Origin of the sequence: Brassicibacter mesophilus, from assembly GCF_050433385.1 — a bacterium.
Classification (GTDB): domain Bacteria; phylum Bacillota; class Clostridia; order Tissierellales; family Proteiniboraceae; genus Brassicibacter; species Brassicibacter mesophilus.
The window spans coordinates 123,902-138,770 of record NZ_JBNPXI010000009.1 but is presented as its reverse complement, the minus strand read 5'-3'; the positions used below and the strand labels follow the sequence as shown (position 1 = coordinate 138,770).

At 30.0% G+C, this 14,869-nt stretch carries 13 protein-coding genes and 1 other RNA gene; 13 read left to right on the top strand and 1 reads right to left on the bottom strand.

The features are described from left to right. The first annotated feature begins 123 nt into the window (after window positions 1–123). The 11 genes from HNR33_RS11770 (at window position 124) to rnpB (ending at window position 11,384) form a co-directional block, all read left to right on the top strand. Window positions 124–1,515, top strand: a complete 1,392-nt coding sequence (locus HNR33_RS11770) for a glycine--tRNA ligase (RefSeq protein WP_429083517.1) — start codon at window positions 124–126, stop codon at window positions 1,513–1,515. Window positions 1,516–1,642: 127 nt separating this feature from the next. Next, a complete protein-coding gene (gene ccpN / locus HNR33_RS11765) occupies window positions 1,643–2,284 on the top strand; it encodes a transcriptional regulator CcpN (RefSeq protein WP_429083515.1) in 642 nt (213 codons plus the stop codon). A gap of 11 nt (window positions 2,285–2,295) precedes the next feature. Continuing rightward, window positions 2,296–3,117, top strand: coding sequence for a pyruvate, water dikinase regulatory protein (locus HNR33_RS11760; RefSeq protein ID WP_429083514.1), 822 nt, complete (start codon window positions 2,296–2,298; stop codon window positions 3,115–3,117). Window positions 3,118–3,335: 218 nt separating this feature from the next. Next, window positions 3,336–4,352 (top strand): deoxyguanosinetriphosphate triphosphohydrolase, encoded by a 1,017-nt coding sequence (locus HNR33_RS11755; protein ID WP_429083513.1) that lies wholly within the window; start codon window positions 3,336–3,338, stop codon window positions 4,350–4,352. A 125-nt stretch (window positions 4,353–4,477) separates the two neighbouring features. Further along, a complete protein-coding gene (dnaG, locus tag HNR33_RS11750; RefSeq protein WP_429083511.1) occupies window positions 4,478–6,415 on the top strand; it encodes a DNA primase in 1,938 nt (645 codons plus the stop codon). A gap of 25 nt (window positions 6,416–6,440) precedes the next feature. Beyond that, on the top strand, window positions 6,441–7,547 hold the full coding sequence (gene rpoD / locus HNR33_RS11745) for an RNA polymerase sigma factor RpoD (protein ID WP_429083509.1): 1,107 nt from the start codon (window positions 6,441–6,443) through the stop codon (window positions 7,545–7,547). An 80-nt stretch (window positions 7,548–7,627) separates the two neighbouring features. After that, window positions 7,628–8,338 carry an HAD family hydrolase gene (locus HNR33_RS11740; protein WP_429083508.1) on the top strand — a complete coding sequence of 237 codons (711 nt, stop codon included), beginning with the start codon at window positions 7,628–7,630 and terminating at the stop codon, window positions 8,336–8,338. Window positions 8,339–8,372: 34 nt separating this feature from the next. Then, the gene (locus HNR33_RS11735; RefSeq protein WP_429083506.1) at window positions 8,373–9,065 is read left to right on the top strand and encodes a tRNA (adenine(22)-N(1))-methyltransferase; all 693 of its coding nucleotides are present in this window, start codon (window positions 8,373–8,375) and stop codon (window positions 9,063–9,065) included. After that, window positions 9,059–10,165: a Nif3-like dinuclear metal center hexameric protein gene (locus tag HNR33_RS11730; RefSeq protein ID WP_429083505.1), complete on the top strand. Its 1,107-nt coding sequence runs from the start codon at window positions 9,059–9,061 to the stop codon at window positions 10,163–10,165. Before HNR33_RS11735 ends, HNR33_RS11730 begins: the two co-directional genes overlap by 7 nt. A gap of 41 nt (window positions 10,166–10,206) precedes the next feature. Further along, window positions 10,207–10,932, top strand: a complete 726-nt coding sequence (locus HNR33_RS11725; RefSeq protein WP_429083503.1) for a zinc ribbon domain-containing protein — start codon at window positions 10,207–10,209, stop codon at window positions 10,930–10,932. Between the two features lie 110 nt (window positions 10,933–11,042). Further along, window positions 11,043–11,384, top strand: an RNA gene (rnpB, locus tag HNR33_RS11720) — RNase P RNA component class A. 362 nt (window positions 11,385–11,746) lie between these two features. On the opposite strand, the gene HNR33_RS11715 is transcribed toward rnpB, so the two are convergent. Continuing rightward, window positions 11,747–12,667 carry a tyrosine-type recombinase/integrase gene (locus HNR33_RS11715; protein WP_429083502.1) on the bottom strand — a complete coding sequence of 307 codons (921 nt, stop codon included), beginning with the start codon at window positions 12,665–12,667 and terminating at the stop codon, window positions 11,747–11,749. Window positions 12,668–12,855: 188 nt separating this feature from the next. Between HNR33_RS11715 and HNR33_RS11710 the strand changes: the two genes are divergently transcribed. Both HNR33_RS11710 and HNR33_RS11705 read left to right on the top strand, forming a co-directional pair. After that, the gene (locus HNR33_RS11710; protein ID WP_429083500.1) at window positions 12,856–13,830 is read left to right on the top strand and encodes a ribonuclease H family protein; all 975 of its coding nucleotides are present in this window, start codon (window positions 12,856–12,858) and stop codon (window positions 13,828–13,830) included. Window positions 13,831–13,958: 128 nt separating this feature from the next. Beyond that, complete coding sequence (locus HNR33_RS11705; protein ID WP_429083499.1) at window positions 13,959–14,831, top strand: hypothetical protein; 873 nt, start codon at window positions 13,959–13,961, stop codon at window positions 14,829–14,831. Window positions 14,832–14,869 lie beyond the last annotated feature (38 nt).

Genomic DNA, 14,869 nt, shown 5'->3' with positions numbered 1-14,869 from the left:
AATTCAATTTTACCATAATCAGGTGAGGAGTTATATATTTTTATGCAAGAAAAAACCCCGTAATTATACGGGTTGTGGCGTTTCGCAAACGTCTATAGAAAATATATAAAGGAGGAGATATTTATGGAAACAAAGAAGGTTATGGAAAAGATAGTATCCCTTGCTAAATCTAGAGGCTTTGTATTTCCAGGCTCAGATATATATGGAGGACTAGCTAATACTTGGGATTATGGTCCTTTAGGAGTTGAACTTAAAAATAATGTTAAAAAGGCTTGGTGGAGAAAATTTGTGCAAGAGTCTACCTACAACGTTGGTATCGATTCAGCAATTTTGATGAATCCACAAGTATGGGTAGCATCGGGACATGTTGGAGGATTTAATGATCCGTTAATGGATTGTAAGAAGTGCAAGACAAGATTTAGAGCTGACAAGCTAATAGAAGATTACATAAAAGACAATAATAAAGATGAACTAATTGTTGATGGTTGGTCTAATGAACAGATGGAAGAATATATTAAAGAAAATCAAATTAAATGTCCTGAGTGCGGAGAATTTGACTATACTCAAATAAGACAGTTTAATCTAATGTTTAAGACGTATCAGGGTGTTACGGAAGATTCAAGGTCAGAGATATTTTTAAGGCCTGAAACAGCTCAAGGCATTTTCGTTAACTTTAAAAATATTGCCAGAAGTTCAAGAAAGAAAATACCTTTTGGAATAGGACAAATAGGAAAATCATTTAGAAATGAAATCACTCCTGGTAATTTTATTTTTAGAACCAGAGAGTTCGAACAAATGGAGCTAGAATTTTTCTGTAAGCCGGGGGAAGATTTAGAATGGTTCCATTACTGGAAAGATTTCTGTAAAAATTGGTTGCTCGGTTTAAATATTAATTCTGATAACATTAGACTAAGAGATCATGATCAGGAAGAATTGTCTCACTATAGTAAAGCTACAACTGACATTGAGTACTTATTCCCATTTGGATGGGGAGAGTTGTGGGGTATTGCAGATAGAACAGATTTTGACCTTAAACAACATATTAATACTTCAGGACAAGATTTAAGCTATATGGATCCTATAACAAATGAAAAATATGTTCCATATTGTATAGAACCTGCACTTGGAGCTGATAGAGTTACATTGGCGTTCTTAGTAGATGCTTTTACTGAAGAAAAGCTAGAAGATGGCACAGATAGAATTGTATTAAAACTCCATCCAGCTTTATCTCCTTTTAAAGCAGCAATATTTCCACTAACTAAGAAGTTGAGCGAACCAGCAATGGAATTATATCATAAATTAGCAAAGAAGTTTATGATTGACTATGATGAGTCTGGTAGCATAGGAAAAAGATATAGAAGACATGATGAAATAGGTACACCATACTGTATTACATTTGACTATGATTCTTTAGAAGATAATTGTGTAACTATTAGAGATAGAGATACTATGGAGCAAGAAAGAGTTAAAATTGAAGATCTTGAAAGAATAATATTGGATAAAATTGAATTCTAGACTTATAGGGGAGTCATAAATTATTTATAATATTTGACTCTCTTTTCTTTGTCACACTTTATTATGGATTTATTTTTATACATTTGATACAATAGCTTTAGGATATTTTACCCAATAAATCAAAGGGGTGAGTACTATACAATTAAGTGCTAGACAAGAAAAAATTATTGATATAGTCAAAGATAACCAGCCAATAACAAGTGAAGAAATTGCAAAAAAATTGAAACTTACTAGGGCAACACTAAGACCTGATTTAGCAATATTGACTATGTCCGGTATTTTAGATGCTAGACCAAAGGTTGGGTATTTTTATAGTGGAAAAGAGGCGTTTGACTTCTTTTCAGACCAGATTAAAGATATAAAAGTGTCAGACATAAAGTCTGTGCCTATAATCGTTGATGAACAAACGACAGTATACGATGCCATAGTTACTTTATTCCTTGAGGATGTTGGTTCTATATACGTTATATCTGATGGAATGCTAACTGGTGTTGTTTCTAGGAAAGATTTTTTAAAGAGTGCTATAGGGGGTATAGATATAAATAAAATTCCTGTAGGAGTTATAATGACAAGGATGCCTAATATAGCTACTATTACTCCAGAAGAAAGTATTATAGATGCAGCTATTAAGATAATTGAGCATCAGGTAGATAGTATACCTGTTGTTGAAGAAATAAAAGTTGGAAATAAGCAAGGGTTAAAGGTAATAGGCAGGATTTCGAAGACTAATATCGTAAGAGTGTTTGTTGATTTATGCAAAAATGTTTAGGAGGTAGCTTTATGGATAAAAATACTGTAGTATATGTATTATCAGATTCTATAGGCGAAACTGGTGAACAGGTAGCCAAAGCAGCAATAAGTCAATTTAATTCAGGGAAATATGAAACTAGGAGATTTCCATATATAACAGAAGAAGAGCAGATTATAGAAATTTTAGAAGAAGCTAAGGGAGAAAAATGTATTATAGTATTTACTATAGTAATTGATAGGCTTAGAAATTTTATTATAGAAAAATCTAAGGAATATAATATTCAGGCTATAGATTTGATGACTCCTATACTAGATGCACTCAAAGATCTTGTAGGACATGAACCAAAGAGAGAAGCTGGAATAATTAGAAAATTAGATGAAAAGTACTTTAGAAAAGTAGAAGCGGTAGAATTTGCTGTAAAATATGATGATGGAAAAGACACAAGAGGAATAAAAAAAGCAGATATTGTTTTAGTTGGAATATCTAGAACATCTAAAACTCCTCTGAGTATGTATCTAGCACACAAAAACCTAAAAGTAGCTAATGTTCCTCTTGTACCAGAAGTTCCACCTCCAGATGAGTTATTTGAAGTTGAACTTAGTAAGATTATTGGACTGACTGCAAATCCGATTAAGCTTAATGAAATAAGGCAAGAAAGGCTTAAGGCATTAGGATTAAGTAATAATGCTAACTATGCAAGTATGGATAGAATTATAAAAGAACTTGAATACTCTGAAACTATAATGAAGAGATTAGGATGTCCAGTTATTGATGTTTCCAGCAAGGCTGTAGAAGAAACCGCAGGGATTATCTTAGAAATGACAAAAACTAATAATAACAATAATATATAAAATAACAAGAGTATTGTATTTACAATACTCTTGTTATTTTATATATAGAGGATTTCAATAATGTCATGTATATTTTAAATACAATTTAATAAAACTTAATATATTATCTGTAATATAATAGAGGATTATAAATATATTTGTGGTATATATATATTAAATTAATGTATAATAATGTATTTTAGGCTAAAATCTATATATCATAAAGAAGGTGTGTTTTTATGAATATTAGATCAAAAACTGAAGAAATGGAAAAAATTATTTTATCTCAGTATGCTACACTAAGCTCAGTAACAAGGGGTAGGAGATTTGACGAAGAAAAATGTGATATTAGAACCGATTTCCAAAGAGATAGGGATAGAATAATACATTCAAAATCATTTAGGAGACTCAAGCATAAAACTCAAGTATTCATTTCTCCTGAAGGAGATCATTATAGAACGAGATTAACACATACACTAGAAGTAGCACAAATTTCTAGAACAATTGCTAGAGCTTTAAGACTAAATGAGGATTTAACTGAGGCAATAGCCTTAGGACATGATTTAGGACATACTCCTTATGGGCACACTGGAGAGTATGTCCTTAATGATATACATCAAGGCGGCTTTAAACACAATGAACAGAGTCTCAAAGTAGTAGATTTATTAGAAAATACAAATAATAAGCTTGGACTTAATTTAACGTATGAAGTGAGAGATGGGATATTAAATCATACAGGAGATAAAGAACCACTAACTTTGGAGGGAGAAATAATAAAATTTGCAGATAGGATAGCTTATATTAATCACGATATAGATGATTCAATAAGAGCAAAAATTATTTCAGAAGATCATTTGCCAGAGGATTGTATAGAGATTCTAGGTAGGAAGCATAGAGAAAGAATTAATACTATGATTATAGATATAATCAATAATAGCTATAATAAAAATAAGATAATGATGAGTGACGAAGTAAAATATTATACAGATAAATTAAGGGACTTTATGTTTAAAAATGTTTACTTTAACATAAAAGCAAAAAGTGAAGAAAAAAAGGCAAGAAATATTATTAAGCAATTATACTATCATTATTTAGATAATTTTGATGAACTTCCTACTGAGCATAAAGAAATATATGCTAAGCTAAACTTTAGTAATGAAGATATTGTATGTGATTATATTGCTGGAATGACTGATAGATATGTTATTAATCTTTATAGCCGATTATTTATACCAAACCCATGGGATAAATATTAAAAAAAAGAAGGATTATATAGAAATGTGTCGAATATATATAAGTCGTTTTTGAAAACATTTATGTATAAAACTCTAAAATGTATATAAAAAGAAATAATGAGGATGATGTTAGATTTAGTTAAAAATTGACAAAACTAATAGAAAGTCAATTATTAAACTTAAACGGCGTAAAATTTTTAGAAGGAAAATATACTTTTATGCCGAATAGATATATAAAGGTGGTTGCTATGCCTTATCTTTATAATGATGATGTAATAAGAGAAGTTCGCGAGAGTAATAATATTGTGGATGTCATATCACAATATGTCGAACTAAAAAGGGCAGGCTCAAGCTACAAAGGTCTTTGCCCATTTCATAACGAAAAAACTCCATCTTTCGTGGTTTCCCCTAACAAGCAGATGTTTCGTTGCTTTGGCTGTGGTGAAGGCGGAGATGTTATTTCATTTCTTATGAAATATGAAAATATTGATTTTACAAATGCCTTAAAAAACCTAGCTGACAGAGCAAATATTTCTCTTGATGTAACTAAAAGTGAAGCTAACGACGAGCGTAGAAAGCTTAGGGATAGGCTATATGAGTTAAATAGGGATGCTGCATTTTATTACTATAATAATTTGTTAACTAATAAATCAGCATATGACTATATATTACAAAGAGGTATAAACAGAAAAACTATAAAATCATTTGGGCTTGGCTATTCGTTAAATAGTTGGGATGGTCTATTAAACTATTTAAAAAGCAAAAAATATTCCGAAATAGAAATTGAAAAAGCTGGCTTAATTATTAAACAAAAAGATGGAACAAGGTACTACGACAGGTTTAGAAATAGAATAATGTTTCCCATAATTAACACAAAAGGAAAGGTTATAGGCTTTGGTGGTAGAGTCACAGATAATTCACATCCGAAATACCTGAATTCTCCAGACACTCCAGTATTTCTAAAAGGTATGAATTTATATGGACTTAATACTGCAGTTAAACATAGTAGGAACAATAAAATTATTTTAGTAGAAGGGTATATGGATGTTATTTCATTGTATCAAAGTGGCATAAACTATTGTGTTGCTTCACTTGGAACAGCACTAACTCCAAGTCAAGCTCAACTTTTAAAGAGATATAGTAATGAAATCTATGTTTGTTATGATTCAGACAACGCAGGAATTAATGCTACAGATAAAGCAATAGAAATATTAAAAGATGAAGATGCAAATGCGAAAGTGATAATACTTCCTAGTGGTAAAGATCCAGATGAGTATGTCAATAAATTCGGTAAGAATGATTTTGAGTCATTAATAGGTAGCTCACTTAATTACATTGACTTTAAGATATTTTTAAAAAAGAAAAAATATGACTTAAAAACTGTTGATGGTAGAATCGGATTTACTAAAGATATTGCGCATATTCTTAATCAAGAAAATAGTCCTATAGAAATTGATGCTTATATAAATAAGATATCCATGGAAACGAGTATCTCTGTAGAGGCGATAAAAGATGAAATTTCTGGCATAGGAGATAAATATAATAGATCGGTTGTAGCAAAGGACAAGTATATAAATACTAATTATAGGTATAATAATAAAGATAAGATTTCTCCTGTTAAATACTTATTAGAGCCTGGACATATGATTGCAGAAAAAAAATTACTAAATTTAATTATAAATAATTATGATATATATTTACAGCTAAGGGAATTATTTAGGCCACATGATTTTTTAAATGACATTTTCAGAGAAATAGCTGATGTTGTTTATACTCTCTATGAGAGTAATACAGTATTAAATAAAGAAGATATAATATCTAGGTTGAGTCAGAAGGATTCAAACATAATTAAGGAAGTTATTGAATCAGATCCCAATATAGATAATGATGATAAAATAAGAATCTCTAAAGATTATATTAAAAGAATAACCTACTACAAATTGAAAATAAAAAAGGATCAGATAAAGGATGAATTGAAATTGATTGAATCAAAAAAAGAAAAAGCTAAAGGAGATGTTGAAAAATTCAAGGAGCTATGTTCAGAAATAATAAAAATAGACAAAGAGTTGAAATTACATCAATAGTTTTTGCTGAAGGGAGGGGATAAAAATGAGTAGTTTAGATAAAGGAAAAGAAACGAGTTTGCATATAATAAAGGGTTTGATTGAAAAAGGCAAAAAGCAAGGTATGCTCTCATATAAAGAAATCATGGATACACTAGAAGAGATTGATATGGACACAGATCAAATAGATGAGGTATATCAGAACCTAGAAGATATGGGCATTGACATTGTTGGAGATAAAGATGATGATATACTTATCGACAAAGATGATGAAGATGATGTAATTGATATAGAAAAAGAGGATCTATCAGTTCCCAAGGGCATTAGTGTAGACGATCCAGTTAGAATGTATCTTAAGGAAATTGGTAAAGTTCCATTGTTAAATGCTGAAGAAGAGAATGAACTTGCTAAAAGAATGGAACAAGGTGATGAAGAAGCTAAAAGAAGGCTTGCTGAAGCAAATCTTAGATTGGTAGTAAGTATAGCAAAGAGATATGTTGGTAGAGGAATGCTTTTTCTTGACCTGATACAAGAAGGTAATTTAGGACTTATCAAAGCTGTGGAAAAATTCGACTATAGGAAGGGTTTTAAGTTTAGTACTTATGCAACTTGGTGGATTCGACAAGCTATAACTAGAGCTATTGCCGATCAAGCAAGAACTATTAGAATACCTGTGCATATGGTTGAAACTATTAATAAATTGATAAGAGTATCGAGACAGCTTTTACAAGATTTAGGTAGAGAGCCTACTCCAGAAGAAATAGCCAATGAAATGAATCTTGAAGAAGAAAAAGTTAGAGAGATTCTCAAGATTGCTCAAGAACCAGTTTCTTTAGAAACTCCGATAGGAGAAGAAGAAGACAGTCATCTTGGAGACTTTATACCAGATGATGATGCACAAGCTCCTGCAGAAGCTGCTACATTTACACTTTTAAAGGAACAGCTTATGGAAGTTCTTGATACATTAACCCCTCGTGAGCAAAAGGTGCTGCGATTGAGATTTGGTTTAGATGATGGAAGAGCTAGGACTCTTGAAGAAGTAGGTAAAGAATTTGATGTTACAAGAGAAAGAATTAGACAGATTGAAGCAAAAGCTCTAAGAAAGCTTAGACATCCTAGCAGGAGTAAAAAACTTAAAGACTTTTTAGAATAATGATTTTCTTATAATAAACGAACATAAAACTAAGATTCGCCTCGGCGAATCTTTAGTTTTAATCAAAAAGGAGTGGAAAAATGAATACATTTTTATTTGATTTGGATGGGACATTACTTCCTCTTGATTTAGAAGAATTTATGGCCGCATATTTTAAAGAGTTATGTAAAAAGTTTTCTTCATATTTTGATATTAGAACTTTTCCTAAAGTAGTACTTGCCTCAACTGAATACATGGTAACTAATCAAGAAAAACATAAAACTAATAAAGAATGCTTCTTTGAAGATTTTCAGAAGAGAATAGATAGAAATGTTGAAGATCTAATGCCTCTTTTTGATGAATTTTATAGTCTGGAATTTAACAATATAATTAATGTCGCAAAACCTGACCCGCTTGTAAAAAAAATCATAGATGTGTTGAAAGAAAAAGGATATAGACTAGTAATTGCAACAAATCCACTGTTCCCTAAGGATGCAATTTTTCATAGAATAAGGTGGGCAGGATTGGATATAGACGATTTTGAACTAATAACATCATATGAAAATATGCATTCATGCAAGCCAAATCTGGATTATTATAAAGAAATATTAAGTATAATAAATAAAAATGCTAAAGAGGTTATGATGGTTGGTAATGATGTGCAAGAGGATATAGTTTCTAAGGAGCTTGGAATTAGAACCTTTTTAATTAAAGACTATCTTATAGACAGAAAGCATCCGTACTATGAGCCAGATTTTAAAGGAAGCTTGGATGATTTATATTGCTTTGTTAACGAATTACCTAGCGTGTAATATATTGATATACAAATGTAAAAGGAGATAGATTATGAGACTAACACCAAGATTACAGGTGATTGCAGATTACGTTAAGAAAAACTCAATAGTAGCTGACATAGGTACTGACCATGGATATATACCTGTTTATCTAATCGAAACTGATATATGTGATAGAGTAATAGCTACTGATATAAACAAAGGACCACTAGAGAATGCCGAATCTTATATTAAGAAAAAAGGGTTCGATAATAATATTGATACTAGATTAGGTGACGGACTTTGTCCTATAAAACCTAATGAGGTCGATACATTAATAATTGCTGGTATGGGTGGACTATTAATGATAGAGATACTAGAGAAATCGAAGGATGTAGCTAAATCAACTCATAATTTTATACTTCAGCCTATGGTAGCATCTGATGAACTAAGAAGATATCTTTGTAATAATGGATATAGAATTGTTGACGAAAAGTTAGCAAAGGAAAGTGACAAAATATACGAAATAATATATGCTAAACATGGAAAAGAGAATATAGAAAAAGATGTTTATTTTGAAATTGGGAAAAAATTAATTGAAAACAAAGACCAGTACTTATCTGAGTTTATAAGGCGTAAAATAGATAAGCTTGAAAAAATTTTAAGCAACTTAGAAGATAAAGACTCTGCAAATGGAAAGGAGAGATATGAAGATATAAAAATTAAATATAATGATCTTCAGGAGGTGTATAACTCTATATGCTAACAAATGATATAATAGACATTATGAATAAACTAGCACCGAATTATTTGGTAGATAGAAGTTGGGATAACTCAGGGCTTCAACTGGGAAGTCTTGAAAAGAAGATTAAGAATATCATCATTTCTCTTGATATTACTCCTAAATTAATCTTAGAAGCAATTAATAAAAAAATAGACATGATAATTACACATCATCCATTTTTTTTCAATCCTGTAAATGTAATAACACCAGATAATACTAAAGGGAAAATGATTTATGATATAATTAAAAATGACATAGTTGTTTTTTCAGCGCATACTAATTTAGATGCTTGTACTAACAGTATAAGTCATATATTAGCTGAAAAATTAGATTTAATTGATCTAACAGTTTTGTCTGAAATGTACACAGAAAAATTATACAAGATTGTTGTTTTCGTTCCTCAAAGTCATAAAGAAATAGTGAGAGATTCAATGACCCAATATGGTGCTGGACATATCGGAAACTATAGTCATTGTACTTTTAATGTTAAGGGAATGGGAACTTTTATGCCTAAAGAGGGAACCAACCCCTATATCGGTATAGCTAATAGTATTGAATTGGTAGAAGAAGATAGAATTGAGACAATTGTATCAGAGCGAAATATAAAAGAAGTTATTAAAGCTATGCTTTCTGCTCATCCATATGAGGAAGTTGCTTATGATATTTATCCATTGCAAAATGAGGGATATAAATATGGATATGGCAGAATAGGATATTTAAAAGAGGCACTAACCTTAGAAGAGCTTGCATCAATAACTAAAGAGAAATTCGAATGTGATAGCATAAGATTATATGGTAATAAGCAAAAAAGCATTAAGAAAGTTGCAATTTGTAGTGGGAGTGGAAGTGATTTTATAAAAGAAGCATACGAGAATAATGCTGATGTATTTATAACAGGAGATGTCAAATATCACGATGCTCAACTTGCATTAGAACTGGGCATACCTATAATTGATGCGAATCATTATGATACTGAGAAAATGATTTTACCATATTTAAAGAGTTATTTAGAAAGCTATCTTGGAGATAAAGTTGATGTACTTATCTTTCATGAAAGTGCAGCACCTTTTTTAACTATATAAGCCTGATTTATTTTATTTTAGAATCTTAAGGAGGTAGTGGGATGGGTCAGCTTGAACTATTATGGCACTTACAGAATCATGACAGAAAGTTAAACAGCTTGAAGTCGAAGCTTAGACAAGTTGAAAAAGGAGAAAAATTAGATGATCTACAGATAAAACTAAAGGGAATAGAATATGATATAACAAACAAAAAGACACAACGTGAAGTGAATGAGGTTAAAGTTCAAAGATATAATAATAAGCTGGAACAGTTAAGCTTTAATTTAAAGGAAATTGAAGATAAGCTTTATAGTGGAGATGTTAAGGATGTTAGACAGCTTACATATATGAATAAGGAAGCTCAAGAAATAAAAAAAGAGATTTTGAAGCTAGAAAAAGATACAATTAGTCTTATGGAAGATATTGAAACTCTGGATAAAGAATTAAAAGATATAATGCAGATTTTTCAAACCCTAGAGAATGAATTAAATAATGAAAAAAAACATAACTTGATTAAAGTCAAAAAACTTAGAACATATATTGAAAATGAAAATAAAACTATAGAAAAGATTTTGTCTAGAATTGAAAATGAGTTAAAGCAAAAGTACAGATTATTAAAAGAAAAAAAAGGGAAAGCTATTGTAGAAGTTTCAGAAGATAAATGCACTGGATGCCATATGAACATACCCCTATCCATCTTAAATAGTTTAAAAAATACAGAAATAATTACTTATTGTGATAATTGTGGGAGAATGTTATACCTTAATAAAAATATTAATGAAGCATAGGCTGAATAACATACAATTGTTTTAATTTTACAAGTAATCCAATATATACAATTGACATAATTATTAATAGTATGCTATAGTATATTACATCGCTATGAAAAAGGAATATGCGAGTAAATCAGATGATCGCATGCGTCAGCATGAGGAAAGTCCGAGCTCCATAGGGCAGGGTGCTGGGTAATACCCAGTGGGGGTGACCCCAAGGAAAGTGCAACAGAGATAGACCGCCTAACTTTTGTTAGGTAAGGGTGGAAAGGTGAGGTAAGAGCTCACCAGCAACTAGGCGACTAGTTGGCTCTGTAAACCCCATCTGGAGCAAGACCAAGTAGGGACTAAAAAAAGCGGCTGCCCGCTGCTGTCCCGTAGGTAGGTCGCTGGAGCCTATTGGCAACAATAGGCCTAGATAGATGATTGTCAGATACAGAACTCGGCTTATAGATTTCACTCGCAATATTTATTATGGAAACCCAGTATTTTACTGGGTTTTCTCCATTTTTTGAACAAATATATATTGGCTTATTGTCGGGTGTGAAAAACCGAGTTATGTAATTTTGGTTCAATGTATCCCTAAATGTCCGAAACACTTATTGAGTCAATTATATCTAAGTAAAAAATAATATTCAATGTTAAGTTTTTTCAATATAGTTATGTTGAGAACTCTATTGAGTAGATTTAACATACAGTTCAATAGAGTTCTATTGAGAACACTATTAAGCAATAATTAATTTTGTTACCAAGAGAACATTTTAAAATATGAAAATGATCTAATTTTTAATAGAACTAAAGCAAAAAAATAAAGCCCACAGTCGGGGCTTTAACCTATTAACATTGCTATATCATCTAGATCTTTAGGAATAAGATGAGTATAAACTCTTAAACTTCTTATATCTTTATGTCCTGTATATTGAGCGATTTTTTCAAGGGGAACATCTTTTTTAACTAATAAAGTAATAAAACTATGTCTAAAGGTATGTGCTGTAATCTTAAAATCCTTTTGTTCTTGAAGTCCTGATTTGCTTACATACTTATTTATCAAATCATTAAAAGCATCTTTCTTTATATTAAATACATTACCTGTAAAACCTTTTGTAACAAGTTTATGATCAATCAAGGCTTGTTTCAAAGTAGGGGATAAAGGTATAGTAGAAAAGTTTTTAGTTTTTTGATGCTTAATTAGTATTGTATTCTTATCAAAGTTAATATCTTCCCATGTTAATGCTAATACACTGCTTCTTCTACAACCTGTAGCTCTCAATAATTCCAAAATCGCTATATCTCTTATTCTATTTTCAGTTCGATCTGTTTTGGCTGTATATATAATTTTCTTTATTTCATAATCTTCTAAGAATCTTGGAAGATTCATTGTCTCACTTCCATCAAAATCCATATGTCTAGCTCTTGTAAATTTAAAGTCCTTTACAAAATTCTTATCTATTAACTCATAATACTCCAAAAAATCATAAAATACTTTAAGGCTATCATACTTTCTATCCACAGTAGCTTTTTTATATTCTTGATTTTTAAGTTTATCGCATAAAAAGTTTCTGTAAGATATAATGTGTATCTTTTTTATTGTGTCTATATATACAATACTAGGAAAGTTTGTTTTCAAATATCTTTGAAAAATCTTTATATCGCTGGTATATGCTTTAATAGTTGAAGAAGCAGTTGATTTTATATATAAATAATTAGGAAATTCATTAATAGCTTGATTTATAGTTATTCTGTTTTCCATCATATATCACTCCTTGACCTTTGTAGGTATATGATGACAGATCCACTATGAACATAATTCCATTAAAACAGAATTATGAAATGTAGGAATTTATGTCTGAAGTGTATTTATATAACTAAAGAGTGATGCATATCATGATGGTGATACAACATTTATTTTTAAACTAAAAAACGAGAGGAGGAAAGACTATGAAAAACATAGAGGTAGTAACAGGATTCATAGATGAGAGTGGTCAATGTAGGTATTATAATAATTTGATAAGGTTAGGTTTTTCAGAAGATGAGATATTCGAGTATATTGATTTAAGGGTAGCCTTTGGAGGGATAATTTATAAGGGGTTAGTTGAACCTTGTATTAATGAAGAAGGATGGGTAGAGCCAAAAAATAAAGTATTATGGAAACAATATCGCCAGCTTGGATCATTTAAAGATTTAGACAATCAAACAGCATTAAGTATGGCAACAGTTGAAGGGTTATATCGAATGTTATTATTTTTAGATAAATCTAAGTGGACAGATAATGAAAACACAAAAATTATCATTTATGGTGATAACGAAAGAGTTATTAGATCATTAAATAATAAACAAGGCAAATACGAGAAATTAGAAAACCTGATAAGTAAATTTAATGACATAAATCTTAGATGGAAAGAAAGGTCTTTTAATGGTAGAGCAAATAGTCTAGCTAGGAAAGGAAATTCAATCAATGATATTATTTTTACCGAAGAATTAATGAATAAGATAGAAGAAAAGTTCAATTTTCAACAAAAGAAGGTTGTTAGTCTTGATAAAGAATTGCAAATAAAAAATGAATTAATCAAATCAAAGACAGGTAAAACAGATTCGGATAAAAAAATTGAAGTTCTGAGAGAACTTAATAAATCTAGTCGAGAAAATCTATTAGAGAAAGGGAAAGAGATTAACTTATTGGAAGGTAAGAATTATAAATTAACCAAACTTATTAATGAGAAGGAAAAAGAAATTAAAGAATTAAAAGAGCTTTTGAACCAAAAAGAATTTGATATTAATACAATAGAAACAGCAACTAAAAATAGAATTCGTTTAGAAGAACAGAAGGTTCATGATAAACTGCATAGAGAAAAGAATTATCCAGTGCCTAAATTTGAAGCTGATCCCGATTTTGAAAATGTAGATATAGAATAATTGTTTGAAATGCTTAAAAACTTGTCTTAAATGTAGTCCCTAATAATTATATCAAGGCAAAAGGTGCATATATTAATTATATAATGTTTATATAAAAACAATAAAAATATGAAAGGAGTGAAAAATTTATGAATAGAAAAGTTACTATTATAATAATTACATTGATATTTTCGTTATTACTAAGTTTAAATGTCTATGCTGATAGTAATACATCTAAAATAGACTATAAAGGATATTACTTTACTGAAGAAGTTTCGGAGGCTACTAAAACAAAGCTTCTTAATGTAATAGATGATATTATAGCTAAAAAAGCTGAATTATATCTTTTAGAAAAGGAAGCACAAGACATCAAAGCTAAAGCAGATAAATATGTAGATGAGGACAAAAATCAAGAGGCTAATGAATTATATAGTCAATACAATTATATCAATAAAGAAAAGATTTATCCTTTAAAGTGGGAAATAGAAGATTTATCAAATTTAGATGATCATTCGTTTGTAATGTATGTAGAAAGTGTAGACCAAGAAAAAGAGCAAGAAGAAATATTGAAGATAATAAAGAACTTAACAGATAACACCAATAGAATCTTAGCTGAAGCCAAGGAAATCAATAATGAGATTAAATCCAATAATGACACATCTAACATTCATATGAATACCAGTATTTCTGAAAAAAGAGAGCAATACATACAAAACTGTATTAACTTCTATAACATGGAAGAGATCCCTTTAGAGGCTTTTACAAGAGATATAGTTATTGGTTATAATACAATATTTGAATTAGAAGAACAGCTTACTCAATTAAGCAATAACTTATTTATTCAATTTAATGATCCAGCAGAATTCTATGGAGAATATCTTAAAAATGAAGAAATTCAAACTATACTAGCAAAAATTAAAGCAATCAATGAAACACCAGCAATAAAGGATTTTAAATCAAAATATAACAATTTAAATTATAATTTCTATGCCATACCATATATAGTTAATGGATTGTTATAAGATAAAAGAGCTTCACTCCTAGGGGTTAGGAGGAGGCT

Excerpts from the sequence above, each read along its gene's own strand:
- HNR33_RS11770 (WP_429083517.1), top strand. The coding sequence starts at position 124 with ATGGAAACAAAGAAGGTTATGGAAAAGATAGTATCCCTTGCTAAATCT.
- HNR33_RS11760 (WP_429083514.1), top strand. The coding sequence starts at position 2,296 with ATGGATAAAAATACTGTAGTATATGTATTATCAGATTCTATAGGCGAA.
- HNR33_RS11755 (WP_429083513.1), top strand. The coding sequence starts at position 3,336 with ATGAATATTAGATCAAAAACTGAAGAAATGGAAAAAATTATTTTATCT.
- rpoD (WP_429083509.1), top strand. The coding sequence starts at position 6,441 with ATGAGTAGTTTAGATAAAGGAAAAGAAACGAGTTTGCATATAATAAAG.
- HNR33_RS11740 (WP_429083508.1), top strand. The coding sequence starts at position 7,628 with ATGAATACATTTTTATTTGATTTGGATGGGACATTACTTCCTCTTGAT.
- HNR33_RS11735 (WP_429083506.1), top strand. The coding sequence starts at position 8,373 with ATGAGACTAACACCAAGATTACAGGTGATTGCAGATTACGTTAAGAAA.
- HNR33_RS11730 (WP_429083505.1), top strand. The coding sequence starts at position 9,059 with ATGCTAACAAATGATATAATAGACATTATGAATAAACTAGCACCGAAT.
- HNR33_RS11725 (WP_429083503.1), top strand. The coding sequence starts at position 10,207 with ATGGGTCAGCTTGAACTATTATGGCACTTACAGAATCATGACAGAAAG.
- HNR33_RS11715 (WP_429083502.1), bottom strand. The coding sequence starts at position 12,667 with ATGGAAAACAGAATAACTATAAATCAAGCTATTAATGAATTTCCTAAT.
- HNR33_RS11710 (WP_429083500.1), top strand. The coding sequence starts at position 12,856 with ATGAAAAACATAGAGGTAGTAACAGGATTCATAGATGAGAGTGGTCAA.
- HNR33_RS11705 (WP_429083499.1), top strand. The coding sequence starts at position 13,959 with ATGAATAGAAAAGTTACTATTATAATAATTACATTGATATTTTCGTTA.